Genomic DNA, 21,962 nt, shown 5'->3' with positions numbered 1-21,962 from the left:
GATATCGCGCGCGTCTGAAATCCTGCGCGATGGCCGCCTCTGGCAGCCACATGCAGCTAGTCGCGGCCTGAAACGGGCGGGTTCAATGTGGCGGCCTACCTTCGCGCCGAGACTCGTCCGCTCTCGACGTCAAAGACTTCGCCGCCCGCGCCGATCTCGGCGAACGCGGCAGGATCCGCACCGGTCAGCCACACCTGCGCGCCGAGCTTCTTCAGCTCCTCGAACAGCGCCGCACGGCGGCTCGGATCGAGATGCGCGACCACCTCGTCGAGCAGCAGCAGCGGCACGATGCCGGTCATCTCGGCGACCAGCGTCGCATGTGCCAGCACGAGGCCGATCAGGAGCGCCTTCTGCTCGCCGGTGGAGGCATCGCGCGCCGGCATGCTCTTGGGCGCATAGACGACCTGCAGGTCGGTGAGATGCGGGCCGTCGGTGGTGCGGCCGGCGATGGCATCGCGCGGGCGGTTGTCGCGCAGGATCTGGCGGTAGCGATCCTCGACCGAGGTCGCGGTCTCCGTCAGCAGTGCGTTCTCCATCCAGCCGTCGAGCGCGATCTGCGCCGAGGGAAAGGCGGATTCCTGCGCGCGCGCGTTGAGCATGCCGGTGAGCCTTGCCGCGGTCTGGCCGCGCGTTGCCGCCACCGCGACGGCGAGCTCCGCGGTCTCGCGCTCGATCGCGTCACACCAATGGTCGTCGTAATTGCGCGTCTCCAGCAGACGGTTGCGCGAGCGCAGCGAGCGCTCGAGCGCGTTGATGCGGCTGGAATGCTCGCTGTCGATCGCGAGCACGAGGCGGTCGAAGAAGCGCCGCCGTTCGGAGGCTGCGCCCATGAACAGCCCGTCCATCGACGGCGTCAGCCACACCATGCGGATGTGGTCGCCGAAGGCGCTGGCAGAACCCACCGGCTCGCGGTCGATGCGGCAGCGCCGGCTCACCGAGCTGTCAGCGCGCGGCGCGTCGATGCCGGTGCCGAGCGTCGCAAGCCCCAGCGCGCCCTCGACCTGCGCCGACACCGCCCATGAGCCGTCGCCCTGGTTGTCGGCGACGTCTTCCAGCGTCGCGCGGCGCAGGCCCCGCCCCGGCGACAGGAACGAGATCGCCTCGATGCAATTGGTCTTGCCTGCCCCGTTCGGCCCGACCAGCGCCACCATGTCAGCCGCCGTCTCGAGCCCCGCCGCCCGATAATTGCGAAAATGCGTCAGCGTCAGGCGATGAATGCGGGAGGGGGTCATGGTCTCTTCGTCATGGACGCGATTCTTCCCCTCCCCCCTTGTGGGAGAGGGTGGCGCCTCACGCAGTGAGGCGACGGGTGAGGGGTATCTTACCGCGCGCCGAGCTTTGCAAGGATATCCTCCAACACGGAAGTGGACTGCTGAAGCACGTCATTGTTCCAATAGCGGGCGATGGCAAAGCCTTCAGTGGACAGAGCCGCGTCACGAGCCACATCGCCTCGTGATTCTGCATGCTGGCTTCCGTCAATTTCGATCACGAGACGCTTGTCGAAGCAGACGAAGTCGAGGATGTAGTTTCCGAACGGGACCTGCCGGCGAAACTTGTACGCCGACATGCGGCGGTCTCTGAGCAGGCGCCACATCGCCGCTTCCGCATCGGTCGGCGCGTGCCGCATGTTCTTCGCAAACTGGCGGAGATGTTTGGGGACCGGTCGATGGGACGGGTCTTGCAGCACTAACCCCTCACCCGACCGAGTCTGTATCCTCCAGCGGAGCTGCCCTCTCCCACAAGGGGAGAGGGCGCAGCGATGCGGATCGCGCTCGGGTCTACGGACGGTGTGCCCCGGCGAGGGAGCACGCCCTCACACCCGCATCGGCATCAGCACGTACAGCGCGCTCTTGTCGTCGCGGTCCTGAACCAGGGTGGGCGAGCCGGGGTCGGCGAGCCTCAAGGTTGCGACGTCGCCTTCGATCTGGGCGGCGATGTCGAGGAGGTAGCGGGAGTTGAAGCCGATATCGAGGGCGTCGGAGGCGTATTCGACCTCGAGCTCCTCGGTCGCGCTGCCGGAATCCGGGTTGGTCACCGACAGCACCAGCTTGCCCGGCGACAGCGACAGTTTCACCGCCCGCCCGCGCTCGCTGGAGATCGTGGAGACGCGGTCGACCGCGTTCTCGAAATCCTTCTTGTCGACGACGAGCTCCTTGTCGTTGTTCTGCGGGATGACGCGGCCGTAATCGGGGAAGGTGCCGTCGATCAGCTTCGAGGTCAGCACGACGTTACCGATGGTGAAGCGGATCTTGGCCTGCGACAACTCGATCGTCATCTCGGCGTCGGTGTCCTCGATCAGGCGCTGCACCTCGCCGACGGTCTTGCGCGGCACGATCACGCCGGGCATGCCCTCGGCGCCCTTGGGCTGCACCAGATCGAGCTGGGCGAGGCGGTGGCCGTCGGTGGCGACGCCGCGCAGGGTGGCGGCCTTCGGCGTGCCGGCGGCGTGCAGATAGATGCCGTTGAGGTAGTAGCGTGTCTCCTCGGTGGAGATCGCGAACTGGGTGCGGTCGATCAGCCGCTTGACGTCCTTGGCGGCGAGCGAGAAGGAGTGCGACATGTCGCCTGCGGCCAGATCCGGGAAATCGTTCTCCGGCAGCGTCTGCAGCGTGAAGCGCGAGCGGCCGGCGCGGATCGCCAGCACGGCGCGGTCGCCGTCGGCTTCCAGCACGATCTGCGAGCCATCGGGCAGCTTGCGCACGATGTCGTAGAACATGTGGGCCGGCACGGTGGTGGAACCGGCGGTCGCGGTTTCCGCCGGCAGCGTCTCCGTCACCTCGAGGTCGAGGTCGGTCGCCTTCAGCGACAATTTCGCGTTCTCGGCGCGAACCAGCACGTTGCCGAGGATGGGAATCGTGTTGCGGCGCTCGACCACGCGGTGGACATGGCCCAGCGACTTCAGGAGTTGCGCGCGTTCGACCGTAACCTTCATTGCACTACTCGCCCGATCCCCAAGGAAAACACAGCGTTGAGACGGCCGGGCGGCGGGACGCGCGCCACGGCACCGAAGACCCCGAGAAGCCGGATCCAGCCGATATGACCAAAGCCTTCAGGGTCGCGCAAGGTGGCTCGGATGGCCCCCGGATTCAAGGGATCGGAGGCAGTTCCCCACGATTTACAGGCAGTTTCGGCTGTCTCAAGCCGTCATGCCCGGGCTTGTCCCGGGCATCCACGTTCTTGGTGCCGCAGGGAAGGGCGTGGATGGCCGGGACAAGCCCGGCCATGACGCTGGGGCCGCCGGTGTGCGCGAGCCTCCTCGACGATTGACCCGCCGCAGGCGGAGAGAGGCCAAAGAAGTAGGCCCTTACTCCTGGAGCTGGCGCTTCAGCGACTCGACCTCTTCCGACAGCGCGGTGTCCTTGGAGACCAGTGCCTCGATCTTGCGCACCGCGTGCAGCACGGTGGTGTGGTCGCGTCCGCCGAAGCGGCGGCCGATCTCGGGCAGCGAGCGCAAGGTCAGCGTCTTGGCGAGATACATCGCCACCTGGCGCGGGCGGACCACGTTGGCGGTGCGGCGCGAGGACAACAGGTCGGAGCGGCTGACATTGTACTGCCGCGCCACCACGCGCTGGATGTCCTCGATCTTGATCCGCTTCGGCTCCTGCGGCCGGACCAGATCGCGCACCTCGTGCTCCGCCATCTCCAGCGTCACCGGCCGGTTGTTGAGCTTGGAATGCGCGAGCAGACGGTTGATCGCCCCTTCGAGGTCGCGGCCGTTATGAGTGATGGTGCGCGCAAGATAGTGCAGCACCTCCTCGGGCACTTCGAACGTCGCATGATGGGCGCGGGCAGCTGCGACGCGCGACTTGAGGATGCCGTGGCGCAGCTCCTCGCCGAGCGAGCCCATCTCGACCACGAGCCCGCCTGCGAGACGCGAGCGCACGCGGTCATCGAGGCTTTCGAGGTCGGACGGCGGACGGTCGGCAGCGATCACGACCTGGCGGCCGGCGTCGATCAGCGCGTTCAGCGTGTGGCAGAATTCGGCCTGCGTCGACTTGCCCTGCAGGAACTGCAGATCGTCGATCACGAGCACGTCGATGCCGCGCAGCGCTTCCTTGAAGGCCAGCGCCGTCTGCGTCTTCAGCGCGGCGACGAAGCCGTACATGAATTTTTCAGCGGTGAGATAAAGCACCTTGCGCTCGTTGCCGGAATTGCCGGCCCAGGTTACCGCCTGGAGCAGGTGCGTCTTGCCGAGGCCGACGCCGGCATGGATGTAGAGCGGGTTGAACATCACGGGGTCGCCGCGGCGACCTTCGGCGACCTGGCGCGCGGCCGCATGCGCCAGCGTGTTGGAGCGGCCGACGACGAAGCTCGCAAAGGTCAGGCGCGGATCGAGCGGCGAGCCGCCGAGCGCGTCGTGATTGGCCGAGACCGGCGCGGTCGCGGTCGAGCGCAGCTCCGGCGTCGGCGCGCGGCGCGCCTCGACCGGCGCGGGCACTTCCTTCGTTTGCACCACCGGGCGCACGGCGGAGCGAACGGTGAGATCGATGCGATGCACCTCCGGCATCTCGGCCTGCCAGCACGACAGCACGCGCTCGGCATAGTGGGCCTGGATCCAGCTCTTCAGGAAACGCGTCGGCACCGAGAGCCGCACGCTCTCCTCCTGCACGCCCTCCAGATCCATGCGTGCAAACCAGCTCGTGTAAACGTCCTCGCCAACGCTCGAGCGCAGCCGACCCTTCACGCGTGACCAGCGATCCTGTTCCATTGTCATCGTCAGAAAACTTTTCTCGAGAGATATAGTTGCGTTGTGAGCGCCATGCAGGGTTCCTGCCACGGTCCCTGAAGTGGCGCGACCTCAAGCGAGTCCATCGTCAGGCACAGCTCGACCGTTCGGCGCGGACGCCGCAAGTCAGATCAGCGATGTCTGGGGATGGAGGGGTCGCGAGGTCAGCGCGTACTCGGCGCTTCGTCACACGCGGGAGGCTGGAGATCCGACGGAGCTGGAACGGCATCGTTGGAATAGAAAACGTGCTTCAATACCGCGTTGAGTCCGTAAGACATGATACCTCCCCGTCCTGCCGTGATCACTCACGACAAGGTCCTGCGTGTCCTTAAGACAACCGCGCCGTACTCCTGTCGCGGATGCCTGCCCAATGTTCTGGTCGTCCGCTCGACTTCGCCCCCTTGCGTGCCGGGGTAGCATTGCGATGTCTCTCATATTGTGCGCCGGGCGCGAGCGAGAAGATCCCGCTTGGAGACATTCAGACAAACAACTACCATTCCCATACTGCTATGGGTTTTGAACCGACATCGCTTGTTGAAGCGTCGCCTACGTGCACACCGCCGCCGATTTGCACGTTCGCCCCGTTTCCTAAACCGCACTGGTCTGAAGATCGTGGGCGCCGCTGACGGCTTAAGGAATACACTAAGCGGAAAGACTCGCAACGAAATTGATTCACACTTGAGGCGTCAAAAAACTTGACCTCGGTTAACGCCGCGCGAGAGTTGTTCACAGGCTCCGAAGCAAGTTTTTGAATCCGTGCACAGAATCGAGAATGTCGCGCATCGTGTGACAATTTTCGGCCACCGCCAAAATTTTTTTACAAATTCGTCACGCGCCCGACGTGCGAGCGAATTTTCCAAATGCTTGTCGCTGCTATGTTGATAAGTGATTATTGGTGCATCGCTTTTCGAGACTGGTTTTGCAGGGTAACTCCAAGGCACACGCGGCCCAGTGAATCTACGGTGTGCAGAACTCTCGTTCGCGCCAATTCAATTCGAGCCCGCGGCGCAGGGGTTTTTTGCAACGCGGTGAAGCTTCCGCCGTTGCAACTCGTCGGCAAGATAACGCAGACGATGCGTCCACGGTCGAACTTCGCATGACCGCTTGCGTGAATATGACAGTCAACAAAAAAGCCCGGCGTGATGCCGGGCTGTTTGACGCGCTGACCGGATCGACCGATCAGATGATGTCGCGAGATTACTTCGCGAGCTTGGCGATCTGCGCGGTGAGGCGCGAGACTTTGCGGCTGGCGTTGTTCTTGTGAATGATGTTGCGCTGGGCGGCACGCATCAGAGCGGGCTCGGCAGACGCGAGTGCCTTCACGGCAGCGGCGCGGTCGCCGGTCTTGATGGCTTCCTCGACGGTGCGCACGGCGCCGCGCATCTGGGTGCGGCGCGACTTGTTGACGGCGGTGCGGCGGGCGATCTTGCGCGTCGCTTTCTTGGCGGAAGTGGTATTGGCCATGGTCTCAATGTCCTTTGCGGGTACCGGTCGCGTCTTGGTCGGGTAGCGCCGGCTTGCTTGACCGCGTAATCGACGCTCGGATTTAGGGTGTTCGGTTGCTGGGCCGTTCCCGGAACATGAGCGACGGCCTTGCGGCTGTCTCTGAGGCTCCAAAGAGTCTTCAAGCTGGAAAGCTCAAGGTGCCTGCAACTGCTCAAAGAACAGCGGCGGCAGGATTGCGCCCACCGCCAATTGGCGCCCTTATAGAGAGGGTCTTTGGCACCGTCAACGCTTTCGGGAGCTGGAAATCCGGCCTTTGGCGGCCTGGACGGAGCCGTAACGCCCTGAAGAGGTTGAATTTCTGCCGTCGTCCGGCTATTGGCTGGCAACGTTCCAGGAGGTCGTCCGATCGGACGACCATCGTAGGTGAGGCATGATCCGCGGCTTTTTCCGACTGATTGGGCTGTTGCTGCTCGCCGGCGGGTTCATCTTCATGGTCTATGACGGCGCCCGCTGGGTGGCCGACCAGACCCTCAGGTTCACCCGGTTCGGCCAGTTCTGGAACGACATCAATCAGGCCAGCCAGGCGGCGTTCCGCACCTGGGTCGAGGCCAAGGCGCCCTGGCTCTGGACCTCGGTGATCCGCCTCGTGCTGGATCAGCCGGTCTTCGCCGTGCTCGGCATTCTGGGCATTCTCCTGATGATCCTGTTCCGCCCGCGCAAGCCGCTGATCGGCTATTCCCGGGATTGATCTTCAATTCCCGTGGCGCAGGATTTCAGGTGCGTCGCTATCGCGAAGCCTCGGAATGATAGCGCGGCGGCCCTGCAACCAAAGCCCCCGCTCAACGCTTTATTAACCATAACCGGTGCATCACTGGGGCCGTCTCGTTTCGAGGGATAGGTCCGGTGCCGGTTGCACGCGCGTTTCGATGGTCGATCTTGGCAGCGTCCCTGGCCGCGTCCGCCGCGCTTGCCCTTGGCGGCTGCATGCAGACCGCCGGTCCCGTCGCGGTGATGCAGCCGCGCGCCGATCTCGACTCCATGGCCTATGGCCAGCCCTACAGCGCGCCGCAGCCGGTCGTCGTCGCCGACGGCGGCGGCGGCGCCATCGACGCACTGCGCAACTCCTTTGCCTCGACGCCCGCACCCATGCCGGTCGGCTACGCCGCGCCGATGACGGTGCGCAATGGCACTTCCTACCATCTCGACGCCGGCGACAAGCTTCGCGTCGTGGTCTACGGCCAGGAAGGCCTCACCAACAGCTATGCGATCGACGCCGGCGGCTCCATCACCATGCCGCTGATCGGCGCCGTGCCGGCGCGCGGCCGCACCACGGCAGGACTGGCCGGCGAGATCGCCGCGCGCCTGCGCAACGGCTACATCCGCGAGCCGTCCGTGGCGGTCGAGATCGAGGCCTATCGCCCGTTCTTCATTCTCGGCGAGGTCCTCGCGCCCGGCCAATATCCTTACGTGCCGAACATGACGGTCGAGAGCGCCGTCGCCATCGCCGGCGGTTTCTCGCCGCGCGCCAAGCGCGACCTGGTCACCATCACGCACACCGAGAACGGCGGCGCCATGCGCGCCGTGGTGCCGCTCGGCACCCCCCTCAGCCCCGGCGATACCGTGTTCGTCGGCGAGCGCTGGTTCTAGCTCTCTCCCTCACTCCCGTCATTCCGGGGCGCGCCTCTTGGCGCGAGCCCGGAATCCATCGCGCCACCAACTCCGTCGCCGGATGGATTCCGGGCCTGCACCGCTTCGCGGCGCATCCCGGAATGACGCCCGAGACAGTCGCGCGATCTATCCCAAATGCTTCGCGAAGAACGCCATGCTGCGCGGCCATGCGATGTCGGCGCTGGCCTTGTCGTAGCTGGCGCGCTCGTCGCAATGGAAGCCGTGCTGGGCGCCCGGATAGATCAAGACCTCGACGTCCGGCCGCTTCGCCTTGATCGTCTCGACATCGGTGAGCGGAATGCCGGCATCCTTCTCGCCGAAATGCAGCTGCGTCGGCACCTTCGGCGTCTCGTCGGCAAAGCGCACGACGGCGCCGCCGTAATAGCCCACCGCGGCCTTCAGCCCCGACAGCCGCGTCGCCGCGACGAAGGCGACGCTGCCGCCGAGACAGAAGCCGATGATGCCGACGGGGCCGACGCTCTTCACGGCATCGATCGCGGCTTGCGTGTCGCGCAGCATCGCGGCCCAATCCGGATTGGCGACGAACTTGCGCGCTTCCGCGATCTCGTCGGGCGAATAGCCCGACTGGAAGTTCGGCGACGTCCGGTCGAAGATCGACGGCGCGATCGCGACATAGCCTTCTTTGGCGAGGCGGTCGCAGACCGAGCGGATGTGGTGATTGACCCCGAAGATCTCCTGGATCACCACCACCGCGCCCTTCGGCGTGCCGGAGGGGTCAGCCCGATAGGCGCCGAGCTGGAAATTGTCGGAGGCGGTCAGTCTGATGTCCTGTCCCACGCGAATTGTCCTTCTTGATTGGTCGTTAGTTGGGAATTCTACTCGCGCCACAATCTCGTCATGCCCGGGCTTGTCCCGGGCATCCACGTTCTTGGCGCCGCACGAAAGATCGTGGATGGCCGGGACAAGCCCGGCCATGACGATGTGGCAACTTCAATGCGCGACAGCGCGGATACGATTTCTCTGTGTCATGAAGGGCCGCCATCACTCCCACATCCAGTTCTCGCCATAGTCCTCCTTCCATCCCGCCAGCCGTCCGTGACGGAATTGCAGGAACAGGCGGTGACGGTAGGGGATCAGGCCGCTGCCGCCGATGTTGCGAAGCGCGAGATAGATCTCGTTGCCCGGACGTCCCCGGACATATTGCAGCGGCTGGCCGAGGGCGCGCGCGGTCTGCTCGGCATCCATGCCGAAGGCGAGCGGCGTGTTGTTCGACAGGGTCGCGACGAAAGGCTGGCGCGGCGGAACCACGCCGAACGGCTCGGCCTGCGCAGATATCGACAGCAACATCGCGCCCGCAGCCAGCATCATCAGCTTCATCGCCTACGTCCTTGCCTGATCGACCTGTGCCGGCAAGTTCTTCAGGAAAGGCTCGACCGCGTCAACAAAAGCCTTGGGCTGATCGATATTGACGGCGTGTCCGGCCGCCGGGATCACGACCTTTTGTGCGCCGGGGATCTTTGCCGCCATGTAGTCGGATGCTCACCTATCAGAAGGTGAAGGCCGGCAAGAACGACGGCGGCGCGCAGCGGCTGCGCAACACCTGCTCGCCGCGATGATGTCCGAGAAGGCGACGTTGAAGGACGGTGGCATCGAGCAGACCAATTTCGATGGCTACACGCCCTTGTGCATGAGCCAGATGCCCGAGATTTCGGTTGCCGTGATTGCCAATGGCGCGAAGGCCGCCGGCTTCGGCGAGTCCGCGGTCACGGTCGTGGCGCCCGCCAATGCCATCTTCAATGCCAGTGGTGCCCGTGTCCGGGCGCTGCCGAGCACGGCCGAGGCCGTCAGGGTTGAATGATCTCGAGGCTCACGGCCCTCGCGATCAGCTGCGGAAGGTTCGCGCATTCCAGCTTCTTGCGAGCGCCCTGCAGATAGAGGCGGACGGCGGTCGATGACAGGTGCAGGTCGGCGGCAATCTGTTTCGGGCTGAAGCCGCGCGCGGCGAGCTGAAGTGTCTCGCGCTCGCGCGCCGAGAGCAATCGTTCGAGCCCTTGCGTGCGCAGGCCTGCGAGCCGCACGGCCTGATCATGAATGAAATGGGCGATGATCAGGAAATCCCGCATGTAGCTCATCCGCCGGCTGGCCCATACGTCGGCGGTGGCGCTTGAGGCGACCGACAGGCGTGCATGTTCGCCGCCTGGTCCTCGAATCGGAATCGTCATGCCGCGGTAATCGTCCTCGCGAGGAAACGGGCGTGCATCCGCGGCGGCCTGGTCCCAGTCGAACGGCAGGAAGCCGCTTCGGCCGCATTGAAAGGCGGAGGCCATCCGTAGGCCGCCGCGTTCGAGGGATTGTTTCGCCAGGTCATCGTCGGATGACAGCAGCATGGGCGGGGCGAGCGCATTGGTCTCGGGTCTGTGCGCAGCTTGGTAGGTTACGAGCGTGAGGCCGTAGTCTGCCGAAATCCAGGCCAGCACGAGTTTCAGTTCATCGAGAGTCGTCGCGCTCGAGATGCTTGCGAGGATTTCTTCGATCGGCGGAAACATTTGCGTTCCCAGTCTCAACCAGTCGTGAGTTCGCCCCGGGACCATGAGCATTCCCGTTTGGGTTGTGATAGTGTCGGGAGCTGGTGCGAAGCCGTCGGTGCCGCGCTGGGTGCCGATCGCTCAGCGTGGGGACGAACTCCGATTGATTCGATCCCCGACACGAATGTTCCCGGCATGCTGGCTCGCAGCGTGCGTGGAATCCCAATCGTGCGTGATCTGGGCGGGCTGACAGGGTGATCCTGGAGTCGGCACCGCCGTTTAACAGTTGCTTCACCACCGAGGGCTGACTTGCATTTTCGCAGATTGCGCGGGCTTGACCGGAACCGTTAGCCTGCGAGCACTGATTCGGCTTCGCGCCTTGAGGTTGATCAGCCGCGGGTGTGATGAAACGCGACCGAGGCCTGTCGACGGCGACATGGCATCCTTTCGATGCATCCGCTTCGGCTGGTTAATACTGATTAACGTGCGGCTGTTATCGTGACGACTGGCATGAGGCCAGCCCCCTGCTTGTGACCCGGCAATGATTGACGGACGTCCAGGTGACACAGACCAGGAGGCCACATGGTTGCCATCAATTCCGTCGGCGCGACCGCGCTCACCGTCCTGAAAGCCGCCAACGCTCAGACGGCTGCCGAGCCCGAAGCAAGTCCCGTCAGCGTCGTCCCTCATGTCAACGCTCTGTCGTCTCGCTTGGCGCCGGGCGTATCTGACGCGCTGCTGAAGATCGACGCGCTCATCAACGGAAAGGACGTGCTCGTTAACGCAAAGACGGCCGCGGCGAATGCAGGGAAGTCTGCTGGCGGGGTTATCGCTCGCGAAGGTTTTGTCGCTTCGCCCATGATGAAGCTCTCCGAGCTTCCGAAGGATCAGGCCGAATATCTGAAGAGGTTCGGCGCGGATGCAGCGGTGCGCATTGAGGGCGTCGAATTGAGCGATGCAGATTTTGAGCGAACGGTCCTCCAGTTCGGCATGGAGAGCTGGAAGGATCTGCCGGGCTTCAACGACGCGCTTGCCAACGGAACGTTGAAGATCCAGCGGGCAAGCGACGTGCCCGAACTCTACGAGTCGTTTCAGTACGATCTCTATAGCGGCGGAAACTATTTCGGCGGCGTAGGCTGGAGCGGCATCCGCGACAAAAAGCTTTACCTTGAGATCCAGGCGCAAGGCATTCGACAGGCCCTCGGGTCGATCCGCGGTCAGGAGTTCTACGTGACCTGGCCGGACGCGAGCTTGGCGAAACCTTCGTAAAAACTGATCAGCCCCGCGGCGTCGGCCCGAGATCAGCGCCGATCTATTGCAGTGCCGGAGAGCACCGGCGAAAACCGCCGGTGCTCTCCGGCAACGCGAAAGGGAGCTGCGCGGCGGTTCTCGTTGTTATCGTGACGACTGGCATGAGGCCAGCCCCCTGCTTGTGACCCGGCAATGATTGACGGACGTCCAGGTGACACAGACCAGGAGGCCACATGGTTGCCATCAATTCCGTCGGCGCGACCGCGCTCACCATCCTCAAAGCCGCCAATGCTCAGACGGTTGCCGAGCCCGAAGCAAGTCCCGTCAGCGTCATCCCGCACATCAACGCTGCATCTTCTCGGCTGGCGCCGGGTGTAGCCGACGCGCTCCTGAAGATCGACGCTCTCGTCAAGGGAAAGGCGGCTGCTGCGAACGCGCCAGAGTCCGCGAGTGCTGCTTCCGTTTCCCAAGGCTATACCGCATCAGGCATGATGAAGCTCTCCGAACTGCCGGCGTATCAGGCCCAATACCTGGAGAAGTTTGGCGCCGATGCGGTCGTACGCTTTGATCCCGTCGAAGTGAGCGATGCGGACTTTCAGCAAATGGTCCTCCAGTACGGACAGGAGAACTGGACCGACCTGCCGGGCTTCAATGAGGCGCTCGCCAATGGAACGTTGAAGATACAGCGGGCGAGCGACGTGCCCGAACTTGGCATCGAAACGGTTCAGTACGCAATCTACAGCGGTGGAAACTCGCTCGGCGGCGTGATGTTCGGGGCTTCCCCGTTCAACTCGAAGCTCTACTACGAGATCCAGGCGCAAGGCATTCGACAGGCCTACGGGGCTATCAATGACCAGCAGTTTTACGTGACCTGGCCGGACGCGAGCCTGGCTAAATCTTCGGAGAACTGATCAACCCTGCGGCGTCGGCCCGTACCGGAGGGAGCGGGGACCCGCGCTGAAGCAGATCGGCGGGTCGTTGGACATGCCGATCTATTGCGGAGCCAGCTACGCACCGGCGGCGACCGCCGGTGCTCTCCGGCAACGCGAGATGGAGCCGCCGGGGCGGTTGAGGGCTCGGTGTTATCGTGACGACTGGCATGAGGCCAGCCCCTGCTTGCGACCCGGCAATGATTGGCGGACGTTCAGGTGACACAGACCAGGAGGCCACATGGTTGCCATCAATTCCGTCGGCGCGACCGCGCTCACCATCCTCAAAGCCGCCGATGCTCAGACGGTTGCCGAGCCCGAAGCAAGTCCCGTCAGCGTCATCCCGCACATCAACGCTGCATCTTCTCGGCTGGCGCCGGGTGTAGCCGACGCGCTCCTGAAGATCGACGCCCTCGTCAACGGAAAGACGGCTGCAGCAACTGGAGGCCGCGCTGCTGGCGGCGCTATCGCTCGCGAAGGCTATGTCGAATCGCGCATGATGAAGGTCTCCGAACTGCCGGCGGATCAGGCCCAATATCTGAAGGGGTTCGGGGCGGATGCGGTGGTGCGCGTTGAAGGCGTCAAACTGAGCGACGCAGAGTTCAAGCAAACGGTCCTCCAGTTCGGCATGGAGGACTGGACCGATGAGCCTGGTTTCAACGACGCGCTCGCCAACGGAACGCTGAAAATACAGCGGGCAAGCGACGTGCCCGAACTCGGCTACGAGTCAAATTTCTTCGATCTGTATAGCGACGGGAACCTCCTCGGCAGCGTAAGCTTCGGCAGCGGCACCTTCAACAAGAAGCTCTACCTCGAGATCCAGGCGCAAGGCATTCGTCAGGCGACCGGGTCGATCAATGGTCAAGACTTCTACGTGACCTGGCCGGACGCGAGCCTGGCGAAACCCTCGTAGAGGATCCGAGCCTGCGCAGTCGCGGAATGTTGGCGAGTGCCCGCTTCGGCCAAGCGACATGAGAGGATGGGGAAACAGGGGGCGCTTTCAGGTGCCATTGCGCAACGGAAGCCCTAAAGAGCGCGATGAAGGCGCAAGCCGAGGCATAATTGCCGGGTCAGATGATCCGCCGGAGGCCAACCTTCGGCGGATTTTTCGTTCGAAAAAACCCTGCTTTTACAACGGCCGCTCTACTGTGCATGGGGTTGTTTCACCGTTTTCTGTTCCCGTCGCGGAACCAAGATCCGTAAAGTTGTACGCAATTCCGCAGGGTTCCATTGAGCACGCCTCTTAAGGGCCAGAGAACCTGATCCGGCTTAGGCTGACGCCAAATTCCGTCCCGTGCCTTGGGGAAGTCATGAACGCCTCAGCGAAACCCGCCGCCAAACGTCGGCTTCTGCTCGCCTCCGATCGCAGCGACGAGAGCAGCGAGCTCGCCAGCATTCTGAAAGCGGTCGGCGACGTCTCGACAGTGACGACGGAGGCCATCCCCGCCCAGCCCGCGCGCGATCTCTCCGGCCTCGTGGTCGACATCAACCTGCGCTCGCCCGAGAGCGTGCAGCGGGTCCGCAACAAGCTGCGCGGCGATGCCTACCGTTCGATGCCGCGGCTGTTCGTGCTCGCGGATGCCCTGCATCACGGCACCATGCAGGCCTGGGCGTTGGGGGCCACCGACACCATCTCGCGGCCGCTTCAGCCCGAGGCCATCCTTCAGCGCATCCGCGCCGCCTTCCCGGACACTGCCGCCTATGACGCGACCGATCGCGGCAAGACGCTCAATCGCGGCGTCGAGGCGGCGCACGCGGTGCTGGCCAAGATGTTCGAGAAGATGCCGCTCGGCGTGGCCCTGACCTTCGACGACGTCATTGCGGCCGAGAGCAAGATTCTGAAGGCGATCAAGCATTCCTCGCTGCGCGAATGGCTGACCACGGTCGGCTGCCACCATGTCGGCAGCTATCGCCATTGCCTGTTCGTCACCGGCTTCGCCGTCGCCTTCGCCCAGCATCTCGGCATGCGCGAGGACGACCAGCGCCGCCTGACCCGCGCCGCGCTGCTGCACGACGTCGGCAAGGCCTTCGTTCCCGCCGCGCTACTCGACAAGCCCGGCAAGCTCACCGACGAGGAGATGGAAGAGGTGCGCCAGCATCCGCGTCGCGGCTATGAAGCGCTCGCCGCGCAAGGCGGCTTCCCGCCGGAGATGCTGGACGTGGTGCTGCATCATCACGAATTCCTCGACGGCTCCGGCTATCCGAACGGCCTGTCGTCGAACCAGATCAGCGACATCGTGCGGCTGACGACGATCGTCGACATCTACGCCGCCCTGGTGGAGAAGCGCGCCTACCGGATGCCCTTCACCCACTCCCGCGCGTTCACGATGATGGAAGGCATGGGCGGCAAGCTCGACCAGCAGCTGCTGCAGGCATTCAGGCCGGTGGCGCTGGGATCGTTCTAGGACGCCGATCTCTCCGATCTCGTCATTGCGAGGAGCTCGCGACAAAATTGCGTAGCAATTTTGCGCTGTAGCGACGAAGCAATCCAGACTGCTTCCGCGGAGAAAAATTGGATTGCTTCGCTTCGCTCGCAATGACGGGTCGAACAGTGTTTGCGCCTACCCCACCATCTTCCTCAACTCCGCCTTCGCCACCTTTTCCAGCGTCGAGCGCGGCATGTCGTCGACGAGCCTGATCTCGCGCGGCACCTTGAAGTCGGCGAGGCCCTTGCGGCAGGCGGCCATCACCCTGTCATGCAGATCGGGCGCGGCGCCCGCGAGGCCGCCCTGCGGGATGATGAAGACGACCGGCACCTCGTCCAGCATCGGATGCGTCTTCGCCACCACCGCCGCCTCGCGCACGCCGGGGACCAGCGCGATCACCTGCTCGATCTCGGAGGCCGCGACGTTCTCGCCGCCGACCTTCAGCATGTCCTTGGCGCGATCGCCGAACTTGATGTAGCCGTTCGCAAGCCGCTCGACGCGGTCGCCGGTGAGAAAGAAGCCGTGCTCGTCGAAACCCTCGCGCGTCGCCTTCTCGTTGTGCAGATACTCGGCGAACAACGACAGGCCGGGAATGCCCTTGATCGCGAGATTGCCGGTGCCGCCGACTTCCGTCGGCCGTCCGTCGTCATCGGTGATGCGGATCTGGTATTCGGGCGCGGCGCGGCCGATCGACATCGGGATGTTGGGCTGATCGACCTCGCCGACGATGCCGTGGGTGATGGTCTCGGTCATGCCCCACCAGCCGATGACCTTGACCCCGAACGCGGAGAAGGCCGGCGGCTCGTTGATCGCCGTACCCCACAGGCGGAATTTGTGGTCCTTCGGGATCTCCTGCTCGAGCAGGGCCTTCATGCAGAACGGAATGGTCGAGGTCCAGGTCGCGCCGTGCTCGCGCGCGACGCTCCAGAACCGGCTAGCGGAGAAGCGCGGCTGGATCACGCAGGAGCCGCCGACCCACAGCGTCGCCAGCATGGAGTAGGCCAGCGCATTGGTGTGGAACAGCGGCAGATAGGTCTGGTGCACGTCGCTTGCATGCAGATCCTCATGCGCGGCGTTGATCTTGGCGCCCCACAGCGCATTGGCATGGGTCCACAGCACCGCTTTCGGCCGCGACGTGGTGCCGGAGGTGTACTGCACGCTGCAAGGCGCCAGCGGATCGGCTGTCCGCTGCGGGCGGTCGGCGCTGTCGGCGAACACCGCCTCGAAACTGTCGCCGCGCGAGACGGCCTGCGCAGGCGCCGTGCCGGCGTCATGCGACGTCACCGCCATCCAGCGAATGTTGCGGCAGTTCTGCGCGACGACCTCCGCATAGGCCGGCTGCGTGATCGCGGCGACTGCGCCGCAATGATCGGCGAAATACTCGATCTCCGCCGGCGCCGAGCGGGTGTTGGTGGTGACCGCGATGGCGCCGAGCTCGACACAGGCAAACCAGGCCAGCATCGCCTCGATGCAATTGTCCAGATGAATGAGCACATATTCGCCGGGCTTGACGCCACGCTTGGCCAGCCCTGCCGCGAGCGCACCGACTCGCTCGTGAAATTCGCCATAGCTCCAGTGCCGCGCCGGCTCCTCGAACGGCGCCCAGATCAGGAACGGATGGGAGCTGCGCACCTCGGCGCGCATCCTCAAGAGCCAGGGCACGTCGAGCCCGTCGAAGGGGCTCACGATTCCGGCGGCGGTTTTCTGGATAGCCATGGGTCCTCCCGTGCAGCCTGCATCTTGCTGGCGGCTGCTTTTTGATGATTGCGTCTTCCTGCCACCGGATGACGCCGGGAGCAAATCTGGGGGCGTATGTCGTCCGCGCTCCCTCGGCCGTCATTGCTTCGTCGCAAGCGCTCCTCGCAATGACGGTGTTTGGGGCGGGCGGTGCGGTCCTGTCGGCCTCAATCCTCGTATGACGAGATCTCGATCAAGCTGCCATCCGGGTCCCTGCAATAGACCGAGCGCAGCGTGCCGCGCGCGCCTTGCCTCGGGCCTGGGCCAGCTTCGATCGCGACGCCATGTGCCTGCAAATGCGCCACCACCTCGTCCGGTGTGGCCGAGGTGAGAAAGCACAGATCCTCGCTGCCGGCGGTCGGGTGGCCGGCGGTGAACCACTCCACTTTATCTGCGTCGCGTTGCCGGACGTTGATCTTCTGGTTACCGAATTCAAGCAAAGTGCGGGGCGGCTTGCCGCCGCCAGGATCGAACAGCTTGACTTCCATGCCGAGAATCTTGCGATACCACTCCGCGGTCACCGCGACATCGCTGACATTGATCACGAGATGATCCAGGGCGTGAACCTTGACCGGCATGTCTCATCCTTTCGTCGTGATGCGCGCTGCGCACTTTCCGCCTGTGGCAAGCTTTGTTACAACCGACGCGACTTTCAAGCTATCCGACTTTCAAGAACAACACTGGGAGAACCCTTGAGATGATCACTCGCCGTACCGCGCTGGGCCTGCTCGCCGCCAGTCCGCTTGCAGCCACCCCGCTGTCGAAGGCCCTTGCCGCCGATTACCCGGCCCGCCCGGTGAAATGGGTAGTCGGCTATCCGCCGGGCGGGGCTACCGACATCCTGGCGCGGCTGCTCGGCCAGCGGCTCTCGGAAAAGCTCGGCCAGCAATTCGTGGTCGAGAACAAGCCGGGCGCCGGGAACAATATCGCCACCGAATCGGTCGTCAATGCCGAGCCCGACGGCTACACGCTGCAGCTGGTCAATCCGGCCAACTACATCAATGCCTCGCTCTACAAGAATCTCAAGTTCAACTTCGTGAACGACATCGCACCGGTCGCCTCGTTCCAGCGCGTGCCGAACGTGATGACCGTCAACAAGGACGTGCCGGCCAAGAACGTCGCCGAGTTCATCGAATATGTGAAGGCCAATCCCGGCAAGGTCAACATGGCCTCGTCCGGTAACGGCACCTCGGTGCATCTGTCCGGCGAGATGTTCATGGCCATGACCGGCTGCAAGATGCAGCACGTGCCCTATCGCGGCGCGGCGCCCGCGATCACCGACATGCTCGGCGGCCAGGTGCAGGTGATCTTCGACAACATGCCCTCGATCATCCAGCACATCCGCTCCGGCTCGCTTCGTGCGATCGGCGTCACCACGGCGGAGCGCTCGCCGCAATTGCCCGACGTGCAGACAGTCGCCGAGACCGTCAAGGGCTACGAGGCCAGCGCGCTGTTCGGGATGGGCGCGCCGAAGAACACGCCAAAGGAGATCATCGCCAAGCTCAACGCCGAGGTCAACGCGCTGATGAAGGAGCCCGACATGGCCAAGCGTCTGGTCGAGCTCGGCGGCGAGCCGAGGGTGCAGACGCCCGAGGCGTTCGGCGAGGAGATCAAGGCCGAGACCGAGAAGTGGAAGAAGGTCGTCGAGTTCGCCGGCCTGAAGGTCGAGTAGCGATCTTGTGATGATCGAGATGGAGCCCTGCCGTTCGGCAGGGCTTTTTTCTTGCGCGCTCAATGCCAGTTGATCTGGAATAAAAGGCTGCAACGAAACCTGATGATATGTGGGGCCGTATCTCGTGTCACAGAGAGAGGAATTGGTATCATGCGCATGATGCAATTGGCGCTGCCGGCGCTGGCCACCATGGCTCTCGCCGGTTTCGCCGCCAGCACCCCCGCCACCGCGCACGATTATCCCTGGTGCGCGCAGGGCGGCGAGTACGATTATCCCGGCGAATGCGCCTACAGCACCTATGAGCAGTGCCAGGCCAGCGTCTCCGGCCGCCTGCTGTTCTGCGATCGCAATCCTCGCTTTGCCTACGGCCAGCAACAGGTCCCTCAACCGCGGCCGCACCGGCGCGCGCGGCCTGTCACTCCGTACTGATCGCGCGTCGCACGCTCGCCCGATCACGCAGTTGTGCGGACCCGTCCGAACGGGTTCCTGCTTGACGCCTTTCCGCCCGCGTCTATACTAAACCACATGGTTAAGTATAAGGACGAGACGCTGGACCGGACCTTTGCGGCATTGGCCGACCCGACACGGCGTGCGCTGCTCGCACGCCTCGGCGAGCAGGGCGGCCTGACGGTGAGCGAGCTGGCGGCCCCGTTTCCGGTCTCGCTGCCGGCGATCATGAAGCATCTCGACGTGCTCACGGATGCCGGCCTGATCATGCGGGAGAAGACCGGACGCACGGTCGCCTGCCGGCTCACCGCGCAGCCGATGGAGCAGGCGATGAACTGGCTCAATCGCTATGCGCAGTTCTGGTCCCACAATTTCGATCGTCTCGCCGCCTTCGTGGAGGATGAGAAATGGCCAATGCAGCCGCCAACGCCGCCGAACGCCCGGCAGAACGTCCAAGCCTCACGCTCACGCGCCGGCTCCGCGCGCCGCCCGAAAAGGTCTACGCCGCCTGGACGCAAGCCGCGCAGCTAGCGCAATGGTTCGGGCCGCCGAACATGAAGCCGGCGACGCTTCAGGCCGAGCTCGACGTCCGCGTCGGCGGCCGCTACCGCATCAGCTTCATTCGCGACGACGGCGAATATTTCGAAGCCGGCGGCCTCTATCGCGAGGTGGTGCCGAACGAGCTGCTCGTCTTTACCTGGGCGTGGCACTCGACGCCGGAGCGTGAATCGCTGGTGACGATCTCGCTGAAGCCGGACGGTGCCGGCACCTTGATGGTCTTCCATCACGCCCAGTTCTTCGACGAGACCGCACGCGACAACCACCAGCGCGGCTGGAACTCGTTCCTCGACAAGCTCGACGCCTTCGTCACCTGACGCCAGGGAGAACGCCATGCAGCACCATCAGATCGTCTCGCGCGAGCAATGGATCATCGCGCGCAGGGCCCATCTGGCGCGCGAGAAGGAGCTCACGGCGGCCCGCGAACGCCTCGCCGAGGAGCGCCGCGCCTTGCCCTGGGTCAAGGTCGACAAGGCCTATCAATTCGACGGGCCGAACGGCGTCGTGTCGCTCGGCGACCTGTTCAAAGGCCGTCCGCAGCTCGTCGTGCAGCATGTGATGTTCGCACCCGACTGGGACGCGGCCTGCAAGAGCTGCTCGTTCTGGGCCGACGGTTTCGAGCGCATGGTGCCGCATCTTGCCGCGCGCGACACGTCCATGGCTGCGGTCTCCTTGGCACCCAGCGCAAAGCTCGAGGCGTTCAGGAAGCGGATGGGCTGGACCTTTGATTGGGTCTCCTCAGGCGGCACCGACTTCAACCGCGATTACGGCGTGACGTTCTCGCAGGAGGAGATTGCGAGCGGCGAACCCATGTACAATTTCGGCACGACCGCGATCTACGGTCCGGAGCTGCCAGGCATCAGCGTGTTCTACCGCGACGAGGCCGGCGAGATCTTCCATACCTATTCATGCTTCGCCCGCGGCCTCGACATGATGAACGCCGCCTATCAGTATCTCGACCTCACGCCGCTCGGTCGTCACGAGGAGGGGCTGCCCTATCCGATGGACTGGGTTCGCCTGCGCGACCAGTACGAGCCGCAGGCGAAGGCGGCGTGCTGTCAGGGCTGAGGGAGCACGCTGGAGCCCCATCAGAAAGTGCCATCGCCCGGCTTGACCGATCCAGTACTCCAAGACGGGCGTCGTTGAATCGCGAAGCCGCGGCGCACTGGATTCCCCGCCTTCGCGGGGAATGACGGCGGTGATTGAAGCGCAGCTCACGCTACCGCTTCGCGTCCGCCTGCTCTGTCCCGTTGCATGAGATCAGCATCGTATAGGGCCGGGCGTTGGCGGCGATGTCGGTGGTCTTGAGCTCGCCCTTTGGTTCGGCGGTCTGATAGGGCACCACGGAATTGTCGAGGAAGTCGCGCAATACGCCGGTCTTGATGGCGAAGTTGATGTTCTCGGGAATGTTGCCGGTCGCCGCGGCAATACGCAATGCGGGGATCTTTCCGGTGACCACGCCCACGACATGGCCGGTGCTATCGAACAGCGGCCCGCCGCTATTCCCGGGCTGTACGGGTGCACTGATTTGCAGGAAGCGCGAGTCGTTGCGCATGCCGCTGAGCGAGCTCACGATGCCGGTCGTCACGGTGAAGTCCGAGGTCAGCAGTCCGTGGTAGGGAAAACCGATCGCGACCACGGAATCGCCGGAGCGGATCGAGCGGTCACGAATTCGGGCGAAGTCCTTGAATGTCGTCGCCGACGGTGCCTGCAACAGGGCGAGATCGTTGTTGGAGTCGCTCGACACGACGCGCAGCACCATTGCGGCCTCGCCGGTGAGATTGCCCTTGATGTCGCCGGCGCAGCCGTCGACCACATGGTGGTTGGTGACGATGTGCCCGCTCGCGCTCACCACGAAGCCGGTGCCGCTCTTGGACCGCGCAGGTTTGCCGCCAGCTGGCGGTGACGCCTGTCTCTCCGACGTCGCTGCCGGCTTGGCCGCACCTTTGGTGAAGTCGCCGGCCTTGTCGAGCCCGTCGGCTTTCACCTTGCTCACACAATTGGCCAATGCCGAGATGACCGGCCCGGTCGATGTCAGATCGAAATTCAGAACGGCGCGGCCGGCTGTTGCCACCATAAGGCTCGCCTTCTGAAACGTACGCACGACCTTGAGCGGCATGATGGCCGTGAGCATGTTGGACTGATACGCTGTAGCGTACAGCCTGGCTTGCTCCTGCCCGTCAAAGGTCACGTCGATCGCGGCGCTCTCGCCCTTGTTGAAGCGGTAGCTGGGACTCGCAAAGGCGAGCGACCAGGTGCCGGCGGCATTTTGGCTCACGACGAGGATGACACCGTTCGCATAGGGCGTTGTCGCGGCGCAATGGGAGAAGGCGCCCGTCTGATCATTGCTGAAGGCGCCACCGATCCAGTTGCCAACATTGACGCTACCGAACGGTCCCGCCGCATTCGCGCCGACAACACTCACATGCAATACAAACGCAACGACAAACGACCTCAGCCACATACCAGCCCCCTGGAACGCTTCCGGGGTCCATCTTATCCGCCAGGGTATGTGGCGCGCAACCGCCAGTTGTCCGCTCGCGTCCGGTCGGGCCGCCGCGACATTCGGGCTTGCCTTTGCTTTGCGGCGCCATATACTTTGCAATACAAAGTAAC

General features: G+C 64.1%; 21 protein-coding genes and 3 pseudogenes. 12 read left to right on the top strand and 12 right to left on the bottom strand.

Annotated elements, in window-relative coordinates; genetic code table 11:
- Nucleotides 1-95 precede the first annotated feature (95 nt).
- The 5 genes from recF to rpsT all read right to left on the bottom strand — a co-directional run bounded on the left by recF (nucleotide 96) and on the right by rpsT (nucleotide 6,190).
- Nucleotides 96-1,232: a DNA replication/repair protein RecF gene (gene recF / locus AC1RQP_RS13160; protein WP_492937307.1), complete on the bottom strand. Its 1,137-nt coding sequence runs from the start codon at nucleotides 1,230-1,232 to the stop codon at nucleotides 96-98.
- Nucleotides 1,233-1,321: 89 nt separating this feature from the next.
- The gene (locus AC1RQP_RS13155) at nucleotides 1,322-1,687 is read right to left on the bottom strand and encodes an endonuclease domain-containing protein (RefSeq protein ID WP_492937305.1); all 366 of its coding nucleotides are present in this window, start codon (nucleotides 1,685-1,687) and stop codon (nucleotides 1,322-1,324) included.
- Between the two features lie 126 nt (nucleotides 1,688-1,813).
- Nucleotides 1,814-2,932: a DNA polymerase III subunit beta gene (dnaN, locus tag AC1RQP_RS13150; RefSeq protein WP_028178123.1), complete on the bottom strand. Its 1,119-nt coding sequence runs from the start codon at nucleotides 2,930-2,932 to the stop codon at nucleotides 1,814-1,816.
- Between the two features lie 372 nt (nucleotides 2,933-3,304).
- On the bottom strand, nucleotides 3,305-4,714 hold the full coding sequence (gene dnaA, locus AC1RQP_RS13145) for a chromosomal replication initiator protein DnaA (RefSeq protein ID WP_239628324.1): 1,410 nt from the start codon (nucleotides 4,712-4,714) through the stop codon (nucleotides 3,305-3,307).
- Nucleotides 4,715-5,923: 1,209 nt separating this feature from the next.
- Nucleotides 5,924-6,190: a 30S ribosomal protein S20 gene (gene rpsT / locus AC1RQP_RS13140; protein ID WP_028178125.1), complete on the bottom strand. Its 267-nt coding sequence runs from the start codon at nucleotides 6,188-6,190 to the stop codon at nucleotides 5,924-5,926.
- A gap of 412 nt (nucleotides 6,191-6,602) precedes the next feature.
- On the opposite strand from rpsT, the gene AC1RQP_RS13135 reads away from it, so the two are divergent.
- Together AC1RQP_RS13135 and AC1RQP_RS13130 are read left to right on the top strand one after the other, a co-directional pair.
- A complete protein-coding gene (locus AC1RQP_RS13135) occupies nucleotides 6,603-6,920 on the top strand; it encodes a hypothetical protein (RefSeq protein WP_028178126.1) in 318 nt (105 codons plus the stop codon).
- Nucleotides 6,921-7,075: 155 nt separating this feature from the next.
- The gene (locus AC1RQP_RS13130) at nucleotides 7,076-7,819 is read left to right on the top strand and encodes a polysaccharide biosynthesis/export family protein (protein ID WP_492937302.1); all 744 of its coding nucleotides are present in this window, start codon (nucleotides 7,076-7,078) and stop codon (nucleotides 7,817-7,819) included.
- Between the two features lie 147 nt (nucleotides 7,820-7,966).
- On the opposite strand, the gene AC1RQP_RS13125 is transcribed toward AC1RQP_RS13130, so the two are convergent.
- The 3 genes and pseudogenes from AC1RQP_RS13125 to AC1RQP_RS13115 form a co-directional block, all read right to left on the bottom strand.
- The gene (locus AC1RQP_RS13125; RefSeq protein WP_492937301.1) at nucleotides 7,967-8,638 is read right to left on the bottom strand and encodes a dienelactone hydrolase family protein; all 672 of its coding nucleotides are present in this window, start codon (nucleotides 8,636-8,638) and stop codon (nucleotides 7,967-7,969) included.
- A 204-nt stretch (nucleotides 8,639-8,842) separates the two neighbouring features.
- Nucleotides 8,843-9,178 carry a hypothetical protein gene (locus tag AC1RQP_RS13120; protein ID WP_492937299.1) on the bottom strand — a complete coding sequence of 112 codons (336 nt, stop codon included), beginning with the start codon at nucleotides 9,176-9,178 and terminating at the stop codon, nucleotides 8,843-8,845.
- Nucleotides 9,179-9,181: 3 nt separating this feature from the next.
- A pseudogene (locus AC1RQP_RS13115) lies at nucleotides 9,182-9,340 on the bottom strand (alpha/beta fold hydrolase); the annotation flags it as partial.
- A gap of 73 nt (nucleotides 9,341-9,413) precedes the next feature.
- On the opposite strand from AC1RQP_RS13115, the pseudogene AC1RQP_RS13110 reads away from it, so the two are divergent.
- Nucleotides 9,414-9,659 (top strand): annotated as a pseudogene (locus AC1RQP_RS13110) (xanthine dehydrogenase family protein molybdopterin-binding subunit); the annotation flags it as partial.
- Here the strand turns inward: AC1RQP_RS13110 and AC1RQP_RS13105 are convergent.
- The gene (locus tag AC1RQP_RS13105) at nucleotides 9,646-10,347 is read right to left on the bottom strand and encodes a helix-turn-helix transcriptional regulator (RefSeq protein WP_492937298.1); all 702 of its coding nucleotides are present in this window, start codon (nucleotides 10,345-10,347) and stop codon (nucleotides 9,646-9,648) included. The pseudogene AC1RQP_RS13110 and the gene AC1RQP_RS13105 overlap by 14 nt on opposite strands.
- A 561-nt stretch (nucleotides 10,348-10,908) precedes the next feature.
- On the opposite strand from AC1RQP_RS13105, the gene AC1RQP_RS13100 reads away from it, so the two are divergent.
- The 4 genes from AC1RQP_RS13100 (at nucleotide 10,909) to AC1RQP_RS13085 (ending at nucleotide 14,911) form a co-directional block, all read left to right on the top strand.
- Nucleotides 10,909-11,595, top strand: a complete 687-nt coding sequence (locus AC1RQP_RS13100; protein WP_492937296.1) for a hypothetical protein — start codon at nucleotides 10,909-10,911, stop codon at nucleotides 11,593-11,595.
- A gap of 215 nt (nucleotides 11,596-11,810) precedes the next feature.
- Nucleotides 11,811-12,488: a hypothetical protein gene (locus tag AC1RQP_RS13095; RefSeq protein WP_492937294.1), complete on the top strand. Its 678-nt coding sequence runs from the start codon at nucleotides 11,811-11,813 to the stop codon at nucleotides 12,486-12,488.
- A gap of 259 nt (nucleotides 12,489-12,747) precedes the next feature.
- Nucleotides 12,748-13,419 carry a hypothetical protein gene (locus AC1RQP_RS13090; RefSeq protein WP_492937293.1) on the top strand — a complete coding sequence of 224 codons (672 nt, stop codon included), beginning with the start codon at nucleotides 12,748-12,750 and terminating at the stop codon, nucleotides 13,417-13,419.
- A gap of 397 nt (nucleotides 13,420-13,816) precedes the next feature.
- On the top strand, nucleotides 13,817-14,911 hold the full coding sequence (locus AC1RQP_RS13085; RefSeq protein ID WP_492937292.1) for an HD domain-containing protein: 1,095 nt from the start codon (nucleotides 13,817-13,819) through the stop codon (nucleotides 14,909-14,911).
- Nucleotides 14,912-15,067: 156 nt separating this feature from the next.
- On the opposite strand, the gene AC1RQP_RS13080 is transcribed toward AC1RQP_RS13085, so the two are convergent.
- The gene (locus tag AC1RQP_RS13080) at nucleotides 15,068-16,648 is read right to left on the bottom strand and encodes an AMP-binding protein (protein ID WP_492937290.1); all 1,581 of its coding nucleotides are present in this window, start codon (nucleotides 16,646-16,648) and stop codon (nucleotides 15,068-15,070) included.
- A 188-nt stretch (nucleotides 16,649-16,836) separates the two neighbouring features.
- Nucleotides 16,837-17,247 carry a VOC family protein gene (locus AC1RQP_RS13075; RefSeq protein ID WP_492937288.1) on the bottom strand — a complete coding sequence of 137 codons (411 nt, stop codon included), beginning with the start codon at nucleotides 17,245-17,247 and terminating at the stop codon, nucleotides 16,837-16,839.
- Nucleotides 17,248-17,366: 119 nt separating this feature from the next.
- Here AC1RQP_RS13075 and AC1RQP_RS13070 point away from each other — a divergent pair, with 119 nt between their 5' ends.
- The 5 genes and pseudogenes from AC1RQP_RS13070 (at nucleotide 17,367) to AC1RQP_RS13050 (ending at nucleotide 20,414) form a co-directional block, all read left to right on the top strand.
- On the top strand, nucleotides 17,367-18,341 hold the full coding sequence (locus AC1RQP_RS13070) for a Bug family tripartite tricarboxylate transporter substrate binding protein (RefSeq protein WP_492937286.1): 975 nt from the start codon (nucleotides 17,367-17,369) through the stop codon (nucleotides 18,339-18,341).
- Between the two features lie 150 nt (nucleotides 18,342-18,491).
- Nucleotides 18,492-18,770, top strand: a complete 279-nt coding sequence (locus AC1RQP_RS13065) for a DUF3551 domain-containing protein (RefSeq protein WP_492937285.1) — start codon at nucleotides 18,492-18,494, stop codon at nucleotides 18,768-18,770.
- 96 nt (nucleotides 18,771-18,866) lie between these two features.
- Nucleotides 18,867-19,319 (top strand): ArsR/SmtB family transcription factor, encoded by a 453-nt coding sequence (locus AC1RQP_RS13060; protein ID WP_492937282.1) that lies wholly within the window; start codon nucleotides 18,867-18,869, stop codon nucleotides 19,317-19,319.
- Nucleotides 19,320-19,327: 8 nt separating this feature from the next.
- Nucleotides 19,328-19,663: pseudogene (locus AC1RQP_RS13055) on the top strand (SRPBCC family protein); the annotation flags it as partial.
- A gap of 16 nt (nucleotides 19,664-19,679) precedes the next feature.
- Nucleotides 19,680-20,414: a DUF899 domain-containing protein gene (locus tag AC1RQP_RS13050; protein WP_492937281.1), complete on the top strand. Its 735-nt coding sequence runs from the start codon at nucleotides 19,680-19,682 to the stop codon at nucleotides 20,412-20,414.
- Nucleotides 20,415-20,565: 151 nt separating this feature from the next.
- Here the strand turns inward: AC1RQP_RS13050 and AC1RQP_RS13045 are convergent, their stop codons facing one another.
- A complete protein-coding gene (locus AC1RQP_RS13045; RefSeq protein ID WP_239629434.1) occupies nucleotides 20,566-21,810 on the bottom strand; it encodes a S1C family serine protease in 1,245 nt (414 codons plus the stop codon).
- Between the last annotated feature and the right edge of the window lie 152 nt (nucleotides 21,811-21,962).

It is taken from the genome of Bradyrhizobium sp. GW821-FHT13H06 (assembly GCF_058803975.1).
The sequence above is the reverse complement of the archived record's forward strand: the minus strand, read 5'-3'. Positions and strand labels throughout refer to the sequence as shown.